Genomic DNA, 20,034 nt, shown 5'->3' with positions numbered 1-20,034 from the left:
TCACTTTGCTGAGGTACATCACACCGGCTGAAAGTCCTATGTTGCAATGAGAAAAGTGACTCGCGCCTCTCGAATGCATCCAGGAATCGCCATATCTAGCTCCATCGATGGAGCTAGAACCTGCCTGATGAAAGAAGCCCCGAATGAGCCAACGGTCGTAAGCTTCCTACTGGCATAAATAAAATTGATAAGGAGCTGCTCTATGGCTGCTGAACAAAACGAGAATATTGTGAAAGAGGCACTGCCGGGTAAAGGCGCTGCTGGTGATCAGTGGGCTGTGCAAACTGCCCAAGCTACGGGTGACGCAGTGCAGCCTAAGGGTACTCGGACGATGCCTGGCGGCGATGCCGAGCAAGCTAAAGACGACATTGCGGATGCTCGCAAGGAAGAATCAGATACCGATCTCAAAACGACTGATGGCTTTGTCGTTGATGATTCAGGCCGGTTGAATAACTTTGCTGTCGAGCCTGAAATGTATGTCGAAGAGTAGCTTTCAGCGGCAAATCAACTCACAGTACGCCTAATTTCCGCTTCTGATCAGCTGTTTTAATCAGATAGCAAACGCCCTAGTCAATCCTTCCTTGGAACTAGGGCGTTTGCTTTGAGAAGGCGAGGGATATCAATGTCGATCTTGCATTTATTCCTCTAGCGACTCGTCCATTCTGCCGAGCACTTTATCTCGGAAGGTGGCGTCTTGGCTGGCCAACCCCAATACCTGCATATATTCTGGCAGGGTAAGGCCGTTGCTTTCGATCAGGTCAATGGCTTCTGCTTCGATAGACTGCTCTATTTTCAGCGCTTCGGCATTGGTTTCGGCAGCGGGGAGTTCGGGTTCGCGATCGCTCAAAAGCTTCAATACCTGCAAGTAAGCCTGAGCAAACTGATCGACTTTGTCAGCGGCGACATCAGCACTGTCAAACAAGGCGCGTCCGGTTTCTACCGTTGGCGCGGTGCTCTGCGCGAAGCTGGCGGTCGGAAAACTCACCAATGCTATCAGACAAAAGAGGTAGGTCAGCAGCACTTTACAAAGGCGCTGAGATAGGGCAAAGCGCAGCTCAGAGAGAATTTTATCGAGGCCGTCAATAGTTGCCATGAGGGTGATGAGATTGATTACACTGGTAGTAAGCATAGTCACAAAATTAAAGGCCCATGTCAGGTAGCTGACCTTCTCAGACTAAAGACCAAAAAGCCAGTCAGGCCGTTCGATCTAACTTAGACGATATACGTTAGTAACGTGCCCAGCAAAACGGCGACTGGCAATTGGGTGGGGCTAGTTCGCTGGGCACTGCAGTCGGGCAGGGTGTGCCTTGACGAGCTGAACTGCTGCCATTTACCTGAGAGCGAGTCAGGTTAAAGGCTCCTTCAGCGTCCATTCAGAGCTAGGATTGGGGACGAGCCCATTGCCAGATCTAGTTTTTATGAGCAGCCTGCAAGCCATTCGCGGAACCCGTGACATTTTACCTGCTGAGTCTCCGCTGTGGGCGACGATAGAGGGGCTATCGCGGCAGGCGCTTAATCAATTTGCCTATCGGGAAATTCGTACGCCGATTTTTGAGCAGACTGAGCTGTTTGCCAGGGGCATTGGTGAAGCGACTGACGCGGTTGGCAAAGAAATGTACAGCTTTGAAGATCGCGGTGGCCGGTCTATTGCGCTGCGTCCAGAGATCACCGCTGGTCTGGTGCGGGCATTTATCCAAAACAAGCTGTTCGCTCTAGGCGGTGTGCAGCGGCTGTGGCATCTAGGGCCAGCTTTTCGCTATGAGCGTCCTCAGGCCGGACGCCAGCGGCAGTTTCACCAGCTCGACGTGGAGATTTTGGGCAGTCGCGACCCGAGGGCAGATGTAGAGATTATTGCGATCGCCACCCAAATTCTCAACACCTTAGGACTCACCGCCCTCACGCTCGATCTCAACTCTGTCGGCAGCGGCGAAGACCGACAAACCTATCGTGACGCGCTGGTCAGTTACTTTACGCCTTACCAAGATGAGCTAGATGAAGATTCGCGCGATCGCCTCACCCGCAACCCCCTCCGCATTCTTGACAGCAAAGACAAGCGCACCCAAGAAATCGTCGTTGATGCCCCTAGCCTGCTGGACTATCTCAGCGAAGATTCTCAGCGGCATTTCGACGGCGTGCAGCAGCACCTGACCAATCTGGGCATTCCTTTCAATATCAATCCTCGCCTGGTACGCGGCCTGGATTACTACACTCACACCGCCTTTGAAATCCAGTCTTCTGATTTGGGAGCGCAGGCGACGGTATGCGGCGGCGGTCGCTACGACGGGCTGGTCGCTCAGCTCGGGGGGCCAGATACGCCTGCGATTGGCTTCGGCATGGGGTTGGAGCGGCTGATTATTTTGCTGGAGCAGATGGAGCGTTACAGCACGGTTCCTGAACTGGATGTTTATTTGATTTCTAGAGGCGAAAAAGCGGAGTTTCAATCTGCACAGCTCGCTAATCAGCTAAGAAAGCACGGCTACTCAGTCGAAGTCGATCTCAGTGGCAGCGCCTTTGGTAAGCAGTTTAAGCGGGCAGATCGCAGCGGGGCAGTTGTGGGCCTAATTTTGGGCGATGCCGAGGCCGAATCGGGCAAAGTGCAGCTTAAGTGGTTAGCTTCGGGGGAACAAGACGAACTAAGTCAAAGCGAGCTGATCAATCAAGCTGACGAACTCAAACTCCAAATCGCTCAGAAGCGCAGCTAGATAGATCAACAAGTCGTGCGTCTGGTTGAAATTATTGGAGAAGCCGCTCGGAATGTTTTTCCTGATTTTTAGCTAGGGCGTGTCATCAATTAAGCAGAATAACGACAGATGGCTCTACGGGATTGATTATGCAGCGTCGGTAGGAAAATGCCAGCAAATGAGATATCGACGCCGAAAACGCTCAAAGTTTCTAAAGCCGTAGCCAGAGCGCTTAATCAGCTTGAGCTTATTATTGATGCCTTCGACAACACCGCTGGTCGTTCTGTGCTCAAAGTATTGGACGATCTCGCCAAACCACCGCGTCATCGTTCCTACCGAGCTCTGGCAAAGCGCTTGAGCCAGGTCTGCCGGTAATGACTGACTACCCTAAAGTCCTTACTAGCCATTGAGCGATCGCCCCATCATTTTCAGTCTGCGATCGCCTCAAAGCCTCCTCAATCACATCCATCTCTAACCTTGGCAGTACTGCAGATACCATAATCTGTCCGCTTCGTTCGTCCTCACCTATCGCAAAAGTAATAACTTCTCGGGCCTCTACATCCACCACCCAATATTCTTTTATCCCAACACGCTCGTACAGTTTTGATGGAGAAGTAACCATAGCCATTCACTCTGCATATCTTATGACCAGGTTACATCCCTGCAAAAAACAAAGCCCCCCAGCAACGCTGAGGGGCTCTATTCTATTCGCCTAATGGCTCAACCTAGCTAGCCGAATCGACTAGAGGTTGAAGCAATCAGGAAGGCTGCGTAAGTCAGTATATACCCCACCGTAAAGTGAGCCAGACCAATCAGACGACCTTGAACGATGGACATTGCCACCGGCTTATCCTTCCAACGAACCAGGTTAGCCAAAGGCGTGCGCTCATGAGCCCAAACAATGGTCTCGATGAGTTCTTGCCAGTAACCGCGCCAGGAGATGAGGAACATGAATCCAGTTGCCCAGACCAGGTGTCCAAAGAGGAACATCCAAGCCCAAACTGCCAGATTGTTCATCCCGTAGGGGTTGTAACCGTTGATCAGCTGAGAAGAGTTTAGCCAGAGATAGTCGCGCAGCCAGCCCATGAGATAGTTTGAGTTCTCATTAAACTGAGCGACGTTACCGCTCCATATCGCTAAATGCTTCCAGTGCCAGTAGAAGGTCACCCAACCAATGGTGTTGAGCATCCAGAACATCGCCAGGTAGAACGAATCCCACGCTGAGATGTCGCAAGTGCCGCCACGACCAGGGCCGTCACAAGGGAAGCTAAAGCCAAAGTCCTTCTTGTCGGGCATGAGCTTAGAGCCACGGCCATCCAACGCACCCTTGACCAAGATCAAAGTGGTGGTGTGGAGACCGAGCGCGATCGCATGGTGTACCAAGAAGTCACCAGGCCCAATTGCCAGGAACAGAGAGTTGGTACCACTGTTAATCGCGTCAAACCAACCCGGTAGCCAGACAGCGCCATGATTTGGCCAAGCCGTCGTAGCAATGCTATCGGGGTTAGAAAGCAGCGTATCAAAGCCGTAAAGCGCCTTACCAGAAGCGGCCTGCACAAACTGTGCAAACACCGGCTCAACCAGGATCTGCTTCTCAGGCGTACCAAAGGCGACGACCACATCGTTGTGAACGTAAATGCCCAGGGTATGGAAGCCGAGGAACAGAGAAACCCAGCTGAGGTGCGAGATAATCGCTTCTTTGTGGTCGAGTACGCGGGCCAGCACGTTGTTCTCATTCGCCGCTGGATCATAGTCGCGAATCAGGAAGATCGCGCCGTGAGCAAACGCTCCCACCATGATGAATCCAGCAATGTACTGGTGGTGAGTGTACAGCGCCGCTGTAGTCGTGAAGTCCTTAGCGATGAAAGCATAAGGCGGCAGCGCGTACATGTGCTGAGCAACCAGAGAGGTAATCACCCCCAAAGAAGCCAGCGCCAAAGCGAGCTGGAAGTGCAACGAATTGTTCAGTGTGTCGTAGAGACCTTTATGACCAGCCCCTAACGCGCCACCAAAGGGCGTACCCTCAGGCGGACGGTGAGTGGCCAGAATCTCCTTGATGCTGTGACCGATACCGAAGTTCGTCCGGTACATGTGGCCAGCGATGATGAAGATGACGGCGATCGCCAAATGGTGATGCGCCATATCCGTCAGCCAGAGAGACTCTGTCTGCGGGTGGAAGCCACCCAAGAAGGTCAAAATCGCCGAACCGGATCCTTCACCCGTGCCAAAGATGTGACTAGCCGTATCCGGGTCTTGAGCGTAAACGCCCCAGTTGCCCGTGAAAAACGGCTTGAGACCAGCAGGGTGAGGCAATGTCGTCAGGAAGTTATCCCAGCCGACATGCTGACCGCGAGACTCAGGAATTGCCACATGTACCAGGTGACCCGTCCAGGCCAAAGAGCTGACGCCAAACAGACCAGCCAGGTGGTGGTTCAGGCGAGATTCAGCATTCTTAAACCAGGACAAGCTCGGGCGGAACTTGGGCTGCAGGTGTAGCCAGCCCGCGAACAGCATCACTGCTGCCAGGCCCAACAGGCCCACCGCGCCAATGTACAGGTCGCCGTTCGTGCGCATACCGATGGTGTACCACCAGTGATATACACCCGAGTAAGCGATGTTAACCGGGTTGCTTGCGCCAGCTTGGGTGAACGCATCCACCGCAGGCTGACCAAAGTGAGGATCCCAAATCGCATGCGCGATCGGTTTCACATTGAGCGGATCTTGCGTCCACTGTGGAAAGTTGCCTTGCCAAGCGACGTGGAACAGGTTGCCCGAGGTCCAGAGGAAAATGATCGCCAGGTGACCGAAGTGAGAGGCAAAGATCTTTTGGTAAAGATTCTCCTCTGTCATCCCGTCATGGGTTTCAAAGTCGTGAGCCGTGGCAATCCCGTACCAGATCCGACGAGTGGTCGGGTCTTGCGCTAGCGCTTGGCTAAATTTAGGGAATTTAGTTGCCATAAGTTATGCGAGTCCTCCGCGCTCCTTAACCTACTGTTATCATTCGAGCCAGGAAGAATGCCCATGTGGTAGCGATCCCTCCTAAGAGGTAGTGAGCCACGCCCACAGCTCGGCCCTGAGTAATGCTCAGTGCGCGAGGCTGGATAGCCGGAGCCACTTTCAACTTGTTGTGAGCCCACACAATAGACTCAATCAATTCCTGCCAGTAGCCGCGACCACTAAAGAGGAACATGAGGCTGAAGGCCCAGATGAAGTGGGCACCCAAGAACATCAGACCGTAAGCCGACAGTGCCGAACCGTAGGTGTTGATGACCTGAGAAGCTTGCGCCCACAGGAAGTCGCGCAGCCAACCGTTGATGGTGATTGCACTTGCGGCAAAGTTACCGCCGGTAATATGTGAGACCGTGCCGTTGTCGGACACTGTGCCCCATACATCTGACTGCATCTTCCAACTGAAGTGGAAAATCACAATCGAAATCGAGTTGTACATCCAGAACAGACCCAAGAACACATGATCCCAAGCCGAAACCTGGCAAGTGCCGCCACGACCGGGGCCGTCGCAAGGGAATCGGAAACCGAGTGCAGCCTTATCAGGAATAAGACGAGAGTTCCGGGCATACAGCACACCCTTTAGCAGGATGAGCACGGTCACGTGAATAGTGAACGCATGGATGTGGTGAACCATGAAGTCAGCGGTGCCGAGCTGAATCGGCATCATGGCAACCTTGCCACCGACTGCGACCACACCGCCGCCAAAGGCATAGCTAACTGGTGCTAGCGCGTTAGGCGCGGTGCCGTTGAGGGCAGGCGCTGCGGTGTGCAGGCTCTGAATCCACTGCGCAAAGACAGGCTGCAGTTGAATTGCCGTATCCGAGAACATGTCCTGGGGGCGGCCCAATGCCTGCATGGTGTCGTTGTGAATGTAGAGACCAAAGCTGTGGAAGCCAAGGAAAATACAAACCCAGTTGAGGTGAGAGATGATGGCGTCGCGAACTCTGAGCGTCCGGTCGAGCACGTTGTTGACATGCTTAGCCGGGTCGTAGTCGCGAATCAGAGCAATAGCTCCGTGTGCCCCCGCACCGACGACGATGAATCCACCGATCCACATGTGGTGAGTAAACAGCGACACTTGAGTCGCGTAGTCAGTCGCCAGGTAAGGATAGGGCGGCATCGCATACATATGCTGAGCCACGATGATGGTGAGCGAACCGAGCAGCGCCAGGTTAATGGCGAGCTGAGCGTGCCAGGAGGTCGTTAAAAAGTCGTACAAGCCGACGTGACCTTCACCTCCAAACAAAAGCGGATCGCCTTTGTGGTTATCCAAAATTTGCTTGATGTTGTGACCAATGCCCCAGTTGGTGCGGTACATGTGACCAGCAACCAGGAAGAGGACGGCGATCGCCAAATGATGGTGCGCCGAATCAGTCAGCCAAAGACCGCCAGTTACCGGATTCAATCCCCCATTAAAGGTGAGAAAATCCGAATAAGCTGCCCAATTTAGCGTAAAGAAGGGCTTGAGACCCTGCGCGAAACCGGGATATAGCTCTGCCATGAAAGCCTTGTCAAACAAGAACTCATGCGGCAGCGGAATGTCTTTAGGCGAAACGCCTGCGTCCAGCAGCTTGTTAATCGGGGCAGCCACATGGATTTGGTGACCGGCCCAAGATAGAGAACCCAGACCCAGCAAACCTGCTAGGTGGTGGTTCAGCATGGACTCTACGTTTTGGAACCACTCCAGCTTAGGAGCGCGCTTGTGGTAGTGAAACCAGCCAGCAAACAACATCAGACCAGCCATTACCAAACCGCCAATGGCAGTCGCATAGAGCTGAGTGGTGTTGGTAATGCCGGAAGCACGCCACAGCTGGAACAGACCCGAGGTGATCTGAATGCCGTGGAAGCCGCCGCCGACATCAGCATTCAAGATCTCTTGACCGACAATCGGCCAAACGACCTGAGCACTGGGCTTAACAGCCAGCGGATTAGCCATCCAACCTTCGTAGTTGGAAAAGCGAGCGCCGTGGAAATACATGCCGCTCAGCCAGATGAACACAACGGCCAGATGACCAAAGTGAGCGCTAAAGATTTTTCGAGATATGTCTTCTAGGTCACTGGTATGACTGTCGAAGTCGTGAGCGTCAGCGTGAAGGTTCCAAATCCAGGTGGTAGTTTTAGGTCCCCGAGCCAATGTCCGGTCAAAGTGACCTGGCTTGGCCCACTTCTCAAATGAAGTGGGTGTGGGGTTTTTATCAACCACAACCTTAGCTTTGGTGGCTTCCCGCTCGCGCGGTGTAGTTGTCATGGAGACTCTCCTCTCTAGACAGAGAAAGAACGGGACGATACCAACGTGGGCGATCCAGCCCGAAGGCGAGCGATAGATCGATAAAACTCAAGGGCAAGAGTGTTACTCGCAAGAGCACTTAGCTAGACCGGATCTTTGTGAAGACCGCGCTGTCTGTTACAAGCAGCTATTTGCATAGAATCACAGGCGAAAGGTAACTCGACTCGTGACGCTATCGGTCCAAACCCAAGGAGGTAAAGGGATGTTCTCACGTATTATAGTCACGGCTGCGAGCCGGGTCGGCATTAAGTTAACAATAGTTCAACCAGCGGAAATACTATCCCTGTAAGGTTTGCACGCTCGCTGCATACATATGAAGAGCGAAATTTGGCGATTATCTGGACAAAAAGAAACATTTCGCATTGTTGGGCTTTTTTTACAGGCTCGCCTTCGGCAGAATGGGGCTGAGGATAGATGAAAACGAGCTACGTCCATAGAGAACCCCAGACTAAGATGACGTTCTGCAAACTTTAAAGAAGTTTGGTTGCATGGGCTTATCGCCTGAAAGTTTTGGCTCAAGTGAACAGACTGTCAGGTTTAGCAATAGAAATCACTTGAGGGCCCCTGTCCAATTATGATCAGGTGGCGTAGCGCGGTCAGATTTAGCAGTCAAGTTTTGGTGCGAGGATTTCATGAAGGTGACAGAGACTCAGAATCGGTGGCTCAAGCAAGCGGCGCGGCTATTCCTCAGCGGGTTATTGAGCCTGGTGCTGTTGAGCTGTGCTAATAAATCTCAGTCTGTACGCCTTTTAGATTTGCCTGATGTGCCGAGCGGCGAGCAGGTGCGATCGCTCAGCGGTTCAATCAGCGAGGTCGCGCCGCCTGCCATCTTTTTAGACCTGGCGAATCTGATGGACAGCGAGCCCCAAGTGGCGATCGCCAAACCTAAGCCCGACCAGGTCATAGAAGAAACTAGCCTCAGCGCCCAACTGACGTTACGCGGCCTCTCTATATATAAGGATGAAAAAACTGGCTTGGGCCCTCACCTGCAGGTCATTCTTGATAATCAACCGGCACGATCTATCTATAGTTTGGACGATCCTCTAGAGTTTTCAGACCTGTTGCCCGGTAGTCATACGCTCAGGGTATTTGCCGTGCGGCCCTGGGGCGAAAGCTTTAAGAACGAAGCAGCCTTCGCTCAAACCACTTTTCATGTCTTCGCCAAAACGGGAGCCAATGCGCCTGATCTGGCTCAGCCGCTGCTGACTTACAGCGAGCCCCAGGGCACTTACGGCGCTGAACCGATCTTGCTCGATTTTTATCTGACCAATGCGCCGCTGCATATGATCGCCCAAGAAAGCTCAGAAGATGACCTCTCAGATTGGCGGGTGCGCTGTACGGTCAATGGCCAGAGCTTTTTGTTTGAGCAGTGGCAGCCGATCTATCTCAAAGGATTTAAGCCAGGGCAAAATTGGGTGCAGCTAACCCTGGTCGATGAGCAGGGAAACCCCATTGACAATGCTTTTAACAGTACGGTGCGGCTAGTTAATTACGACCCCGAGCAGCAAAATTCGCTGGCCAAAATTGTGCGTGGTGAGCTGCCGCTGAAGCAGATTGGACAGATTGCAGATCCTGACTATGAGCCACCCATTGAACCCGTCGCTCCTGTGGAGCTAGAACCTGTAGACATCACCGAATCTGAACTTCAGCTAGAGGAGCAGCCTGCAGCAGCAGAGTCTGAGGAGGCTGTTCAGCTAGAGTCAGAAGTTGATCCGGCTGAAGAAAATCCGGCTGAAATCCGTTCGTTGGAGGCTGAGCTGGAAGATCCGGCTGACCTGAGTGAGCCTGAAGATGAGCCACTCGACCAGCTATCTGATGAACTTGAACCCTTAGAGGTACCCGCCGAGGAAAAGCCCAGTCAGCTTCCTGAGGATTTGAGTGACTTCGAGTCCGCAGCAAACGAGTCGATAGAAGCATCAGAAAAATTAGAAGAGGAGATAGAAAAATCCCTTACGAATCTGGAGAAACCGGCGGCGGATCTCACTGAATCTGCACCAACGACACCGACAGACATCCCAGATACGCTCATCAGTCCTAGCGCTGACGATACGTCTGCTATTGAAGCTCCGGTTGATAGCCCCGATGCCGATCTGTTTGACGATGCGAGCAGTGCGGACGAAGGATCTGAGGCCGTTGCTCCCTGAAGCCGTTCATCGATCACTATCTACTCTAGGTTTTAGAAAACTTGCAGCAGCGACCGGGTAGAAATCGCGATGCCGATAACTACGATCCCAGAGGCACTAGCTACCGGCAACCACCGCGTCCAAGATAGCTGAGTTGTCGGCAAATACTTAAATAGCTGCTTGGCATAGACCAACAACAGCCCCAGCACGGTCAGCACGAGCGATAGTCCTAGGCTAAAGACGAATACTAGAATCAGGCCAGATGTTGGGTTGCCGAGGGCGATCGCTCCCAACAGCAGCACTAGCGCCGCCGGACAGGGCACTAAACCCGCCGACAGCCCTAAAAACAGCAAACTTCGCCAGGTAACAGGCTCACCATTTTCAGCAGGCAGGTGGGAGTGAGCTGGTTCACCGTGAGTGTGCTCGCTATGAGAATGCTCGCTATGACCGTGGTCGTGATCGTGATGATGGGTATGGCCGTGATGATGAGGGGTATGAGCATGAGGGGTATGAGTATGACCGTGAGCCTCATGGCTACTGCCCTTTGTAGAAACATATCGCCGCCACCGCTGCCAGAGCAGATTCACCCCAATCGCCATCACCATCGTTCCCGATAGCAGACTCAGCCAGGGATAAAGCTGTTCTGGCAAAATGTAGCGAGCGGCAAACAGCGTCACCAACCCCAAAGCAAAGACGCCTAGTGTATGTGTCACCGTCGTTACCATTGCCAAGAAAATAGCGTGGCGCGGCGTAGCTCGTTCGCCGACTAAATAGGCTCCGACCAGGGTTTTGCCGTGACCGGGCGACATTGAATGCGCCGCCCCCCAAGCAAAAACCCCGATCAGCGTCAGTGCCCATTTGCCTTTACTCAACACAGTCCCCGCTGGCGTTAGGACCAGCGTCGTCTTTTGGGGGGTAAAGACGTGGCTGGTAAACTCTCCTGCCTGAGAAATCGTCGCTAAGCAGGTAGCTTTAGGAGCATCTGGAACAAATAAGTTGTAGTCAATCTCAATACCCTGAACGGCGGTTGGCCAGGTATAGTCCAACTGCAAACCTGTGTGGGTCTTGGGAGCCGCCTGCCCGCTAGGAGAAACGACGCCAACAACGCCACTGCGAGGGCTAACGCTCAAGACTGCCATTTGACCCTGACTGTCTTGCAACCGAATGCGATCTTGCAAAAAGGTTTGGAGCTGAGCGCGATGGCGATTAATTTCTTCGTCTGAAAGCTGCCCGCTGGTGTCGTCATCGGCAAAGGCAGTTAGCTGGGTAGGGTAGGTCAGAGCAATTTGCGCCCCAGACTGCCCCCCAGATTGCTCTCCAGATGAAACCTCAGCCGATTGAAAGGTAATTTCAGCGGTTGCTAAATCGGCCCAGTGAGCCTGACCGGGCACTGCCATAGCCAGCCAAAGGCAGCAGGCGCTTAGTAAACCCAGAATGCTGTATCGACGCAGTTTTCGAGTCATGATGGCAACGTTATTTTTGGGCAACCAGTCCTAGTCTTTGGCGAGTCTGCTGATCAAAGGATGGATCGAGCGCTTGAGCTGAGCGAATATATTTCTCAGCTTGATCTGGGTGGCTTAATGCGGTTTCAATTTCAGCAGCTCGGTATAAAATACCTGCATTTCGGACGCCTTGATCAAGTGCCTTACGAATGGCGGCCTGCGCTTCCTGCCAGCGGCCCGCCCGCGATAGCGCCCAGGCCAGGATGTCGAGCGTTTCGGCATCGCGCCGGTTTTGGGTTTCGGTTTGCATGAGGGCGATCGCCTCAGCCACATCCCGGTCACGACCGCGCTCTAGCAGCAAATGCGCCAGGTCGCGCCTGTGTCCCAAAGCGTTATCGTCAAGCTGCTGTCTTAGCACCGTTTCAGCACTTTGCCACTCGGCTTCAGCAGCTTTGCCCTGGAGTGAGCGAATGCGGGCAATTCCCTGGAGCGCCACCCCCTGGCTCGCGACAGATGTACTGAGCTGCGAGTAATAGCGATTAGCCGCTCGGTAATCACCTGAGCGCGTCTCTAGCTGAGCTAAATGCAGCAGCGCCAGCGGATAGTCAGGCACAATTTTCAGGGCTTCGCGGTATAGCTGCTCTGCCTGTTCACTTTTTCCCTGCTCGGCGTAGAGCCTGCCTAGAAAGGTTCTTATCTGAGCAGAGCCGCGCTGTTCACTGGGCTCTTCAGCGGCGATCGCCTGCTGAAAATCAAGCAGTGCCCCCTGATGATCTCCTCGCGCCATCCGAGTCAACCCCCGCAGACTTAAGCTACCGAGAGAGGGGACAAAATCCACCATTTCGTCTGCTGCCGTTTCCGCTGCCGCTAGCTGACCCATCGCCAGTTTTGAAGTAACCACTACCGTCAGCGATTTTGCGCCAGAGACCTGCTCTGCCAAACGCACGGCTTCAGCAAATTCGTGTTTGGCTTGGGCAATTTCAGCTAGCACCATCACGGCACCGTCATTGTTAAAAGGTAGGTTAGTCAGCGACTGCCGCGCCTCCTGCTCTGCCAGCAGATACCAGTTAGCCGCCCCCGTGACGCGAGCCATTTTTAGGTAAGCGCCCGCTAGCGCAGCGCGATCTAAGCCATCTGCCGGATGCTGCTGAACCCGCCCTTGATAAGACGCAATAGCGCTTTCTACGGTCTGTTGATTGTCACCCTCTAACGATAGAGAAAAGGGGTATGCGTATCGGGACGGCGGCCTGGCGATTAAGCGTTTTCCAAAAGGTGTGGCCGTCAATAGGGCTCCTGTCAGCAAACTCAGTAAGAGGATACTAGAAGCTTGCCAGCGCTTGGATAAAGGCTTTCTTAAATGAATAAGCTGCATCGAGAACGGCTTCCATAGGGGCAATTGAGAGATATCGAGTCAGTGGTGGGAAAGCTGGAGAAGGCGCATCGCGGCTAAACGATCTCCCCCGACCCAGCTCTCCCTCTACTTCCTTAATCTTTCAGACCTGGCGCTGCCTAGTTCGCTGGCGCTAGATACGGAAAGTCCGAAATCAGCGGCTCGTGGCCCTGAGCGGGGTTGCCAGGTGTCCCTTCGTAGGAAACGTTGTCACTGGTAATCGCCCCATTGGTCAGCACCGAAAGCGTAATATCGACCACATCATCCTTGAGTAGCCGCCCGCCAATGGGGCTGCCCTGGGCATTCAAGGCGCTGCCGTAGCCGCTGGGGGCAGTCGTATCAATTCGCATGACATCCGGTAGGAAGGCTCCGATCAGAGCAGCGGTTCTCTCTTCGTCGTTGCCAAGGGCCATCAGCGTGCGCTGAATTTCACCGACAATGGGGCCAGCCGCACCCGCTGCAGGCTCTTGGCCAGCTAAGGCGGCGGCTTCAAAGGCGGGCGTGACTTTATTGAGCGTGTTTAAGAAGTCGTTAGTGACCACTAAGCCTTCGTTGACAGCGGGACGGGCCAATCGCTCAACCTGCTCAAATGACTTGCCGCTGCCGATAGAGATGGTTTGCCAGACATCAAAGGTGGTGGCTTCGGAGCTTCCCTTTAAAAGAGCGATGGGTACTTGAACCGCGATCGCATTGACGTTGTAGCCCGCTGCAAAATCGACCGCTTGATCCGGATCGCGGAAGCCCACTGCGGGACCAATCCCCAGCGCCCCGGCTCGCACCCGGAAAAACTGCTCCACGTCAAAGAAAAACGGATCTTCTCGCAGGCCCGCAAATACCTTCACCATAGACCCGCCCACATCTGCGGAATTAACAATGGGCTCACTGCCCAAAGCTGTGGTCTGCCCTGAAACAGTGCTAACGGTGTCACCATTTTCCAGCACGGTTAGCGTGTAAGCCTGTTGGTCATTGGCGTCAGGCGCTGCGAACTCAAACCGCAGCGTCATGTCGGCCATTCCAGTCGGCGTGGCGTCTTTGTCAGCAACGCGGGAGACCATGAACTCGTATCGAGACTTGTTGCTGAAATAGTATTGTTGCCTGGCCACAGATCGCGGATTGGTATTCATGACGAACACCAGATTGTCAGGCGATGCGCTGGGATTTTGATCGCCTTCGCGAAACACGTACAGGTCGGTCAGGTTCAGGTTACGGCCCTTGAGTTCCGTTTCACCATCGTCGTGGTCAGAGGCATTGACGAAGGTCGCCGTTCCCGCTGCTGCCGCCAGTGCTAGAATCAATCCGCCTGCGCCGAGGGTCTTCTTTAAATTCCAAGAGAAAAATTTGTTTTTCATGATATCTGATTCCTATTTGATTGTTTGGCTTGCGAGATGATCAGGCCACCTACCATGAGTAGGCCCAGCGTCATTGCTGGCTCTGGAACGCTGGCGGCAGGGTCTGTAGGGGGAGCGGCGGCAATAGTTTGCGCACCGGTCAGAGAGAGGGTGTATTTGCCAAATGAAGCGGTGCGATCGCCCACAAACCCGGTCAAAGGCGACCCTCCGCCAGCTCCGGTCGGCCCAGCTATCTGGTCAAACGGTTCACTTGGAAAGATCTGGCCATTGGCGCTAACGGCCTCCAAGCCCGTCCCGGAAATGCCTAAGAAATAAATGCCCGATGCCGTCGGTGAGAATCCGCCCGGACCAGAGAGCAACGTTGACTGAACAGAGCCAAAGAGATCGTCATTGGCATAAACCCCGTTCCCTAATTCATCAAACAAAAATATCTTGGGGTCGATCACGACATCGATGGGAATCCCTGCCGCCTGGTTAACCGGAATATCTGCTGTTTCGCTGCTGGTTGTCGTCGCTGAGAACGTTTGCCCGCCCGTCAGAAAAATCTTGAACAGGTCGGCATCTCCAGAGAGAGAGCCCGAGATTGACTCCAGGGACATACTTTGTGCAGAAGTGACTGCCGCTGCGGTTTGCAGGCTTTCGCCCGCGTCATCGCTTTCAGTAAAAGTTGCTGCCTGGGTAGGGACTGCTGCTAATAGGAAGCCGAGCCCTGATAGGGCCGCTAACCCTTTGAACCTAATTGTTTTCATGGATATATTCTCGTAGTGTCTTGTTATGTTGTTCGCTGGTCTTATACACCCTTGTAAATTTAAGCCTACAGGTTATACCTACAGAGACTTTAGGAAGCTGTGGGAAGATTGGTCTGTCGAAAAATAACACTGCCTAACAAAAAATAACGTTGGCGACCTCCGTGTATATCGTTAATGTAGTCAGCATTTCAAAATGTGAACAGTCCAGAAGCTGCTCAGTCTTTGTTCATTTTTTATTTATTGTGCTGAAAAATCTGTTTGACCCCAGAATTGCCCGCCTTGTATGGAAGGCAGGCAGCTTAAAACTGGGAAAATATTTAGCCGACAAGACGCCTTTTACAGATCGCAGGCTTCGGGCTTTAGCTCACGTTCCATTAGCGCTTCTAAGGCTTCTTGAGGCGTAATCCGGCCCTTGAGCAGTCGGTCTACCTGACGAGAAATCGGCGCGGGGATCTCCTCGCGGTTCGCAATCTCCATCAGCACATGGGCGGTATTAACGCCTTCAGCCGTGCCGCCTAGTTCTTCTAGAACCTGATCGAGCGGCTGACCCTGGGCCAGACCGTAGCCTACCCGGTAGTTACGGCTAAGGCTGCTGCTACAGGTCGCCAGCATATCGCCCAGCCCACTCAGGCCATAGAACGTTTCGACTTCGGTTGCGCCCAAGTGCATGCCAATGCGAATGACTTCGGGCAGAGCGCGGGTAATCAGAGCAGATTTGGCGTTGGTCCCCAGGTTGAGACCATCACAGACGCCGACGGCGATCGCTATCACATTTTTTAGCGTGCCGCCCAGTTCAGCGCCTAGCGGGTCAGGGCTGGTATATACCCGAAACTGATCAGAAGAGAAAAGCTGCTGCACTGTTTCAGCCGCCGCCTGATCCTCACTGGCTAACACCGTTGCTGCGGGTAAACCCCCTTCAATTTCTTTTGAAAGATTGGGGCCAGACAAAACCGCTACAGCATGATTAGGAAACGCTGCCCGAAAAATCTGCGAAGGCGTTCGCGTCGTTTCAGGATCTAGTCCTTTGGTAGCTGTTACCAAAATCGCTTGAGCAGGCATCGAGGACTGCTGTAGCTGGTCGGCCAGATTAGCCACTCCTTTCATCGAGATAGCTGATAGCACCACATCGGCTTGGGCAACCGCTTCCGCCAGCGTTAGCTCCCCCCGGCGCGACCACGTCTGCACATGATGACCGTTGTATCTGGCAAGATGAGCTAGCGCGCTACCCCACGCACCCGTCCCCAGTACCGCAAGGTTAAGTACTTGAGCTGCCGGTGCGTGAGTAGAATTTGAGAGATTTGAAGGAGCCGTTGCAGATGCTGTCATGATGGCGGGTTAGGTTAGATAGCTACGCAGTCAAGTGTATAACCTGCTTTGTCTTAGCCTACCGCAAGCTGAGGTGTTGCCTCATCTGCCGCAAATGAGCGCTGCGATCGCGCCTCGTCATCACCCAAAACCTCGGCCATTGCGTAGTCAGGAATGCAGTTCTCGGCCATCAGGGTTTTGTAATTAGCGATCGCCTTTTCGCAATCTGTTGCGCTCCAACCGCAATGAGCTTGCAGGGTTTGAGAAATCGTCTCCAGCGCATCCAATCCATAGTTGGCCTGCAAAGACAGCATCGTCCGACGGCGGCAAATATCGCCAATCGTGTAGGCCATCTCAGCGCGCACTGCGTAAACTACCTGAGCCTTGATATCTGGTAACCCAGGCACAAGCGGCTCGGCCAAATCAGGAGCCGCGTCAATCAGGCGCAGCAAGTTAAAGACCCGCGCCCCATAGAGCGTAAAGAGATGATCCAGCGTCGGATTTGATAGCCGGTCGCCATAGGCTGCGGTCGCTTCAGCAATTCGCTGATCGGTTGGCAAAATAGCGCCTGGCAAAGGCTGGACCCGCGTTTGGCAGGGCGGGGATGGCTGCTGCCGCCGCTTGTAAACCCAGTCCACCATTTCCTCGCCGACCCGGCGGTGGGTCGTGAGCTTACCGCCAATCAGCGACACCATATTCACCACGCCGTCTTTACCGTGGTCGTACAATACGTGGTTGCGTGACACTGCCCCAGGATTTTTGCTCTCGGTATAGGGCAGAGGCCGCACGCCCGAATAGGTACATTTCACCGACTCGCGGCTCAGCCTGGCTGCCGGAAAGACCTTATTAGTTTCGGTGATCAGGTAATCAATTTCATCGTCACTGGCTTTTACCCGATCCAGATCGCCTTCAAACCGCAGGTCTGTCGTGCCGATCAAACATTGCCCTAAGAACGGCAGGATAAAGAAAGGCCGATTATCAGTCAGCGCCTCTACATAAAAAGCGGCTTCGGGTGCGCCGGGAAAGGTGTCTACCAGGATATGGCTGCCTTTAGTACCGCCAATCTTGCGTTTCGTGCCAATCGGTGCGGGCTGATGGTCTCTTTCACCCTGACGGCAGACCCGGTCTACCCACGGGCCAGAAGTGTTGACTATCACTGCTTTATCGCTGGTCTGGATAGTGAAAGTGGCTTCGGAAAATTCGTCTTTGCAGGTGAGGGTGGTGATGCGATCGCCTTCCCGCTCCAATGCCGTCACTTTCACATAGTTGAGCGCCGTAGCCCCGGCTGCCTGAGCAGAGAGCACGTTTTCCAAACACAGCCGCTCAGCATATTCTGCCTGAGCGTCAAAATACTGCGCCGCGCCCTGCACGCCCGCCGGATTGACCTCGCGAAATAGCTGCTTGAGTTTGGCCTTGGGCAACATTCGGTGGTTCAGCAGAGTTTTGTCAAAGCTGAGAATGTCGTAGAGGATCATGCCCGCCCAGATTTCCCAGTAGCTACGCGAGCCCTTTGCGTAAATAGGAATCGTGAGCTGTAGCGGATGCACCAGGTGAGGCGCGCTCTTGAGCAAAATTTCTCGTTCAGCAAGCGACTCCCGTACCAAGTGAAATTCAAAATATTCTAAATAGCGCAGACCGCCATGTACCAGCCGCGATGACCAGCTAGTGGTGCCGCTGGCAAAGTCGCCCTTATCAATCAAAATTGTTTTGAGCCCTCGCAGCGCGCCGTCTCTAGCCGTTGCGGCTCCGTTGATACCGCCTCCAATCACAATCAGATCGTAGGCAGTCGCATCTATTGAAGAGAAATCGCGCATTGTTACGAAATAAAGCTACGAAGCCATCGTATCGAACGTACGCCATAAACACTTGTATATAAAGACGCCTTTTTAGATCTTGTAGAGAATATTTCTCAGGCAGGGCTGTGAAGCTGTCAGTTGAAACCACCGCCCTCAGGCCGTCTCTGGGCAAGGACAGCCTGACTGCATATGACGCTACATTTTTATATTCTTTTAATAATTACTTAATTAACTTCAACAGGCAACTTCATGACAGTGCTAGACTTCTTAGATAATTTAAGACAAAGTGGGAAAGATACATCGACAGGTAGATGTATCTTTCTAATTTCGGTCATCTTTTAATCTCGTAGTTTCTGATTGGGACGCAGCATAGATGGAAGAGAAGCTCAAGGAACTGGTTGGCAAGCCTGGCGTATGGCTTTACATCCAAAGCAGCAGCGGCTGGTTTAAGAACGTCGAGATTTTGGAAGTCGGCAATAGCGTGGTGACTTTCCGGTATGAGTCTGAGTCGGACACTGAGCGCAAGGTGTGGGAAAAAACGACTCGGATTGCCAATGTCTCAGAAATCGAAGTGCGTTTGGTCGTCATTCCTAAGCCTAATAACCCCCAGCTCGCTGACATTCGCGGACAGCTCTCCCGGCTTTTGCAAAAAGAAAGCAGCCCAGACTTTGACGATCAGCTCTCTTAGCCTGGAGCGACAGGGCCTGGCTCGGCAGCAACCATGACGATTGCTATAGAATTAGGGCGTTATCAGGGCGTCAGGCCTGTACGCTTTCGGCTAGCCCTATGAGAAAAAGCAGCAGGCTCTTCTTTGCGATCGCTCTTTTGATCACAATAGCCATTGCTTGGGACAATCCGGTCAACCGACTGACAGACGCTTTCATGCCACCCTCTGGCGCACCCTCTGCTGCCCGCTCTCTTTCTGGTCTTGATATTGATTCTGATATTAGCCCAGCCCTCAGCCCTCAAGACCGCCTAGATTTCAGAGTGGATGAAGCGCGGCTGATGGCCCACGTAGCTGCCCTAGCGCAGCCTCGCTACAGTACTTCAGAAAAGGCGGTAGCTAGTAGCTATATCACTGCCCGACTTATAGACTACGGCCTCACCCCGGTTCAGCAGCGCTACGACCCCGCTGCGAGCGGCAGTGCTCAGCAAAGCGGCAGTGCTCAGCAAAGCGGTATGAACATTATTGCTGAATTGCCCGGCAGTGATCCTAATGCTGGGGCCATCGTGCTAGGTGCCCACTACGACACCGTCGCTGCTTCGCCGGGAGCCGATGATAATGGCAGTGCGATCGCCACGCTACTAGAAACGGCCCGCCTACTTTCGCAACAGGCAGCAGCTGGAAATCGCTCTCTAGCGACATTAAAGCTGGTTTTTTTTGACCAAGAAGAGCATCAGAGCGACGGCAGCGGCCTTTTAGGCAGTTTGGCGTTTACTCAAGATGCTGACAATATTGCTGGGGTGAAGGGCGCAGTCATTCTTGATATGGTCGGCTACGCCTGTCATGCAGAGGGCTGTCAGACCTATCCGCTGCGGTTGCCGCTGCAAGACTTGCCGGAGACGGGTGATTTTTTAGCTGTGTTGGGCCTGCAATCTCAGAGCGATCTGATTGACGCATTTATGCGCTCTGCCGGTCGCAGTGAGCCCCGGGTGCTGAGTCTGCCAATTCCAGAGCCGACTTTAAGACTTTTCCCCGATCTGCTGCGTAGCGATCATGCGCCCTTTTGGGAGAAAGATATTCCCACTCTTTTTGTCAGCGACACCGCTAACTTTCGCAACCCGTACTACCACACGCCTCAGGACACGCCGGATACGCTAGATCTACCGTTCCTCAAAGGCAGCGCTCAGCATATTGTCAATGCGATCGCTACCCTCTTGCAAGCTAATCCTTAGCCAAGCC

At 53.5% G+C, this 20,034-nt stretch carries 15 protein-coding genes and 2 pseudogenes; 6 read left to right on the top strand and 11 right to left on the bottom strand.

What is annotated here, in order from left to right:
• The first annotated feature begins 202 nt into the window (after nucleotides 1-202).
• The gene (locus tag CKL79_RS02035; RefSeq protein ID WP_121967902.1) at nucleotides 203-490 is read left to right on the top strand and encodes a hypothetical protein; all 288 of its coding nucleotides are present in this window, start codon (nucleotides 203-205) and stop codon (nucleotides 488-490) included.
• A 147-nt stretch (nucleotides 491-637) separates the two neighbouring features.
• Here the strand turns inward: CKL79_RS02035 and CKL79_RS02030 are convergent, their stop codons facing one another.
• On the bottom strand, nucleotides 638-1,093 hold the full coding sequence (locus CKL79_RS02030; RefSeq protein WP_170943930.1) for a DUF4168 domain-containing protein: 456 nt from the start codon (nucleotides 1,091-1,093) through the stop codon (nucleotides 638-640).
• Nucleotides 1,094-1,222: 129 nt separating this feature from the next.
• Between CKL79_RS02030 and CKL79_RS23720 the strand changes: the two are divergent.
• Nucleotides 1,223-1,354: pseudogene (locus tag CKL79_RS23720) on the top strand (helix-turn-helix transcriptional regulator); the annotation flags it as partial.
• Between the two features lie 64 nt (nucleotides 1,355-1,418).
• Nucleotides 1,419-2,702, top strand: a complete 1,284-nt coding sequence (gene hisS / locus CKL79_RS02020) for a histidine--tRNA ligase (protein ID WP_121968011.1) — start codon at nucleotides 1,419-1,421, stop codon at nucleotides 2,700-2,702.
• Nucleotides 2,703-2,828: 126 nt separating this feature from the next.
• Here hisS and CKL79_RS02015 read toward each other — a convergent pair.
• From CKL79_RS02015 to psaA, 4 genes and pseudogenes are all read right to left on the bottom strand, one after another.
• Nucleotides 2,829-3,020 (bottom strand): annotated as a pseudogene (locus CKL79_RS02015) (transposase); the annotation flags it as partial.
• A 43-nt stretch (nucleotides 3,021-3,063) separates the two neighbouring features.
• Entirely contained in the window at nucleotides 3,064-3,303 is a 240-nt protein-coding gene (locus CKL79_RS02010) for a Uma2 family endonuclease (RefSeq protein ID WP_240518595.1), read from the bottom strand.
• Nucleotides 3,304-3,410: 107 nt separating this feature from the next.
• The gene (gene psaB, locus CKL79_RS02005; RefSeq protein ID WP_121967899.1) at nucleotides 3,411-5,639 is read right to left on the bottom strand and encodes a photosystem I core protein PsaB; all 2,229 of its coding nucleotides are present in this window, start codon (nucleotides 5,637-5,639) and stop codon (nucleotides 3,411-3,413) included.
• 25 nt (nucleotides 5,640-5,664) lie between these two features.
• Nucleotides 5,665-7,938: a photosystem I core protein PsaA gene (gene psaA / locus CKL79_RS02000; RefSeq protein WP_121967898.1), complete on the bottom strand. Its 2,274-nt coding sequence runs from the start codon at nucleotides 7,936-7,938 to the stop codon at nucleotides 5,665-5,667.
• Nucleotides 7,939-8,609: 671 nt separating this feature from the next.
• Here psaA and CKL79_RS01995 point away from each other — a divergent pair.
• The gene (locus tag CKL79_RS01995) at nucleotides 8,610-10,121 is read left to right on the top strand and encodes a hypothetical protein (protein WP_121967897.1); all 1,512 of its coding nucleotides are present in this window, start codon (nucleotides 8,610-8,612) and stop codon (nucleotides 10,119-10,121) included.
• A gap of 32 nt (nucleotides 10,122-10,153) precedes the next feature.
• On the opposite strand, the gene CKL79_RS01990 is transcribed toward CKL79_RS01995, so the two are convergent.
• The 6 genes from CKL79_RS01990 to CKL79_RS01965 form a co-directional block, all read right to left on the bottom strand.
• Nucleotides 10,154-11,563: a sulfite exporter TauE/SafE family protein gene (locus tag CKL79_RS01990; protein WP_121968010.1), complete on the bottom strand. Its 1,410-nt coding sequence runs from the start codon at nucleotides 11,561-11,563 to the stop codon at nucleotides 10,154-10,156.
• Between the two features lie 10 nt (nucleotides 11,564-11,573).
• Complete coding sequence (locus CKL79_RS01985) at nucleotides 11,574-12,827, bottom strand: tetratricopeptide repeat protein (RefSeq protein ID WP_170943929.1); 1,254 nt, start codon at nucleotides 12,825-12,827, stop codon at nucleotides 11,574-11,576.
• A 224-nt stretch (nucleotides 12,828-13,051) separates the two neighbouring features.
• Nucleotides 13,052-14,281 carry a DUF4331 domain-containing protein gene (locus tag CKL79_RS01980; RefSeq protein WP_121967895.1) on the bottom strand — a complete coding sequence of 410 codons (1,230 nt, stop codon included), beginning with the start codon at nucleotides 14,279-14,281 and terminating at the stop codon, nucleotides 13,052-13,054.
• A complete protein-coding gene (locus tag CKL79_RS01975) occupies nucleotides 14,278-15,030 on the bottom strand; it encodes a hypothetical protein (protein WP_121967894.1) in 753 nt (250 codons plus the stop codon). Before CKL79_RS01975 ends, CKL79_RS01980 begins: the two co-directional genes overlap by 4 nt.
• A gap of 336 nt (nucleotides 15,031-15,366) precedes the next feature.
• On the bottom strand, nucleotides 15,367-16,356 hold the full coding sequence (locus tag CKL79_RS01970; RefSeq protein WP_121967893.1) for an NAD(P)H-dependent glycerol-3-phosphate dehydrogenase: 990 nt from the start codon (nucleotides 16,354-16,356) through the stop codon (nucleotides 15,367-15,369).
• A 53-nt stretch (nucleotides 16,357-16,409) separates the two neighbouring features.
• Nucleotides 16,410-18,149 (bottom strand): glycerol-3-phosphate dehydrogenase/oxidase, encoded by a 1,740-nt coding sequence (locus CKL79_RS01965; RefSeq protein ID WP_121967892.1) that lies wholly within the window; start codon nucleotides 18,147-18,149, stop codon nucleotides 16,410-16,412.
• Between the two features lie 355 nt (nucleotides 18,150-18,504).
• On the opposite strand from CKL79_RS01965, the gene CKL79_RS01960 reads away from it, so the two are divergent.
• Both CKL79_RS01960 and CKL79_RS01955 read left to right on the top strand, forming a co-directional pair.
• A complete protein-coding gene (locus CKL79_RS01960) occupies nucleotides 18,505-18,819 on the top strand; it encodes a DUF6679 family protein (RefSeq protein ID WP_121967891.1) in 315 nt (104 codons plus the stop codon).
• A 98-nt stretch (nucleotides 18,820-18,917) separates the two neighbouring features.
• Entirely contained in the window at nucleotides 18,918-20,027 is a 1,110-nt protein-coding gene (locus CKL79_RS01955) for a M28 family peptidase (protein ID WP_121967890.1), read from the top strand.
• Nucleotides 20,028-20,034 lie beyond the last annotated feature (7 nt).

It is taken from the genome of Leptolyngbya sp. BC1307 (assembly GCF_002286735.1).
Taxonomy (GTDB): Bacteria; Cyanobacteriota; Cyanobacteriia; order Phormidesmidales; family Phormidesmidaceae; genus Phormidesmis.
Note: the sequence above shows the minus strand (reverse complement) of the source record. Positions and strands in the feature narration are given on the sequence as shown.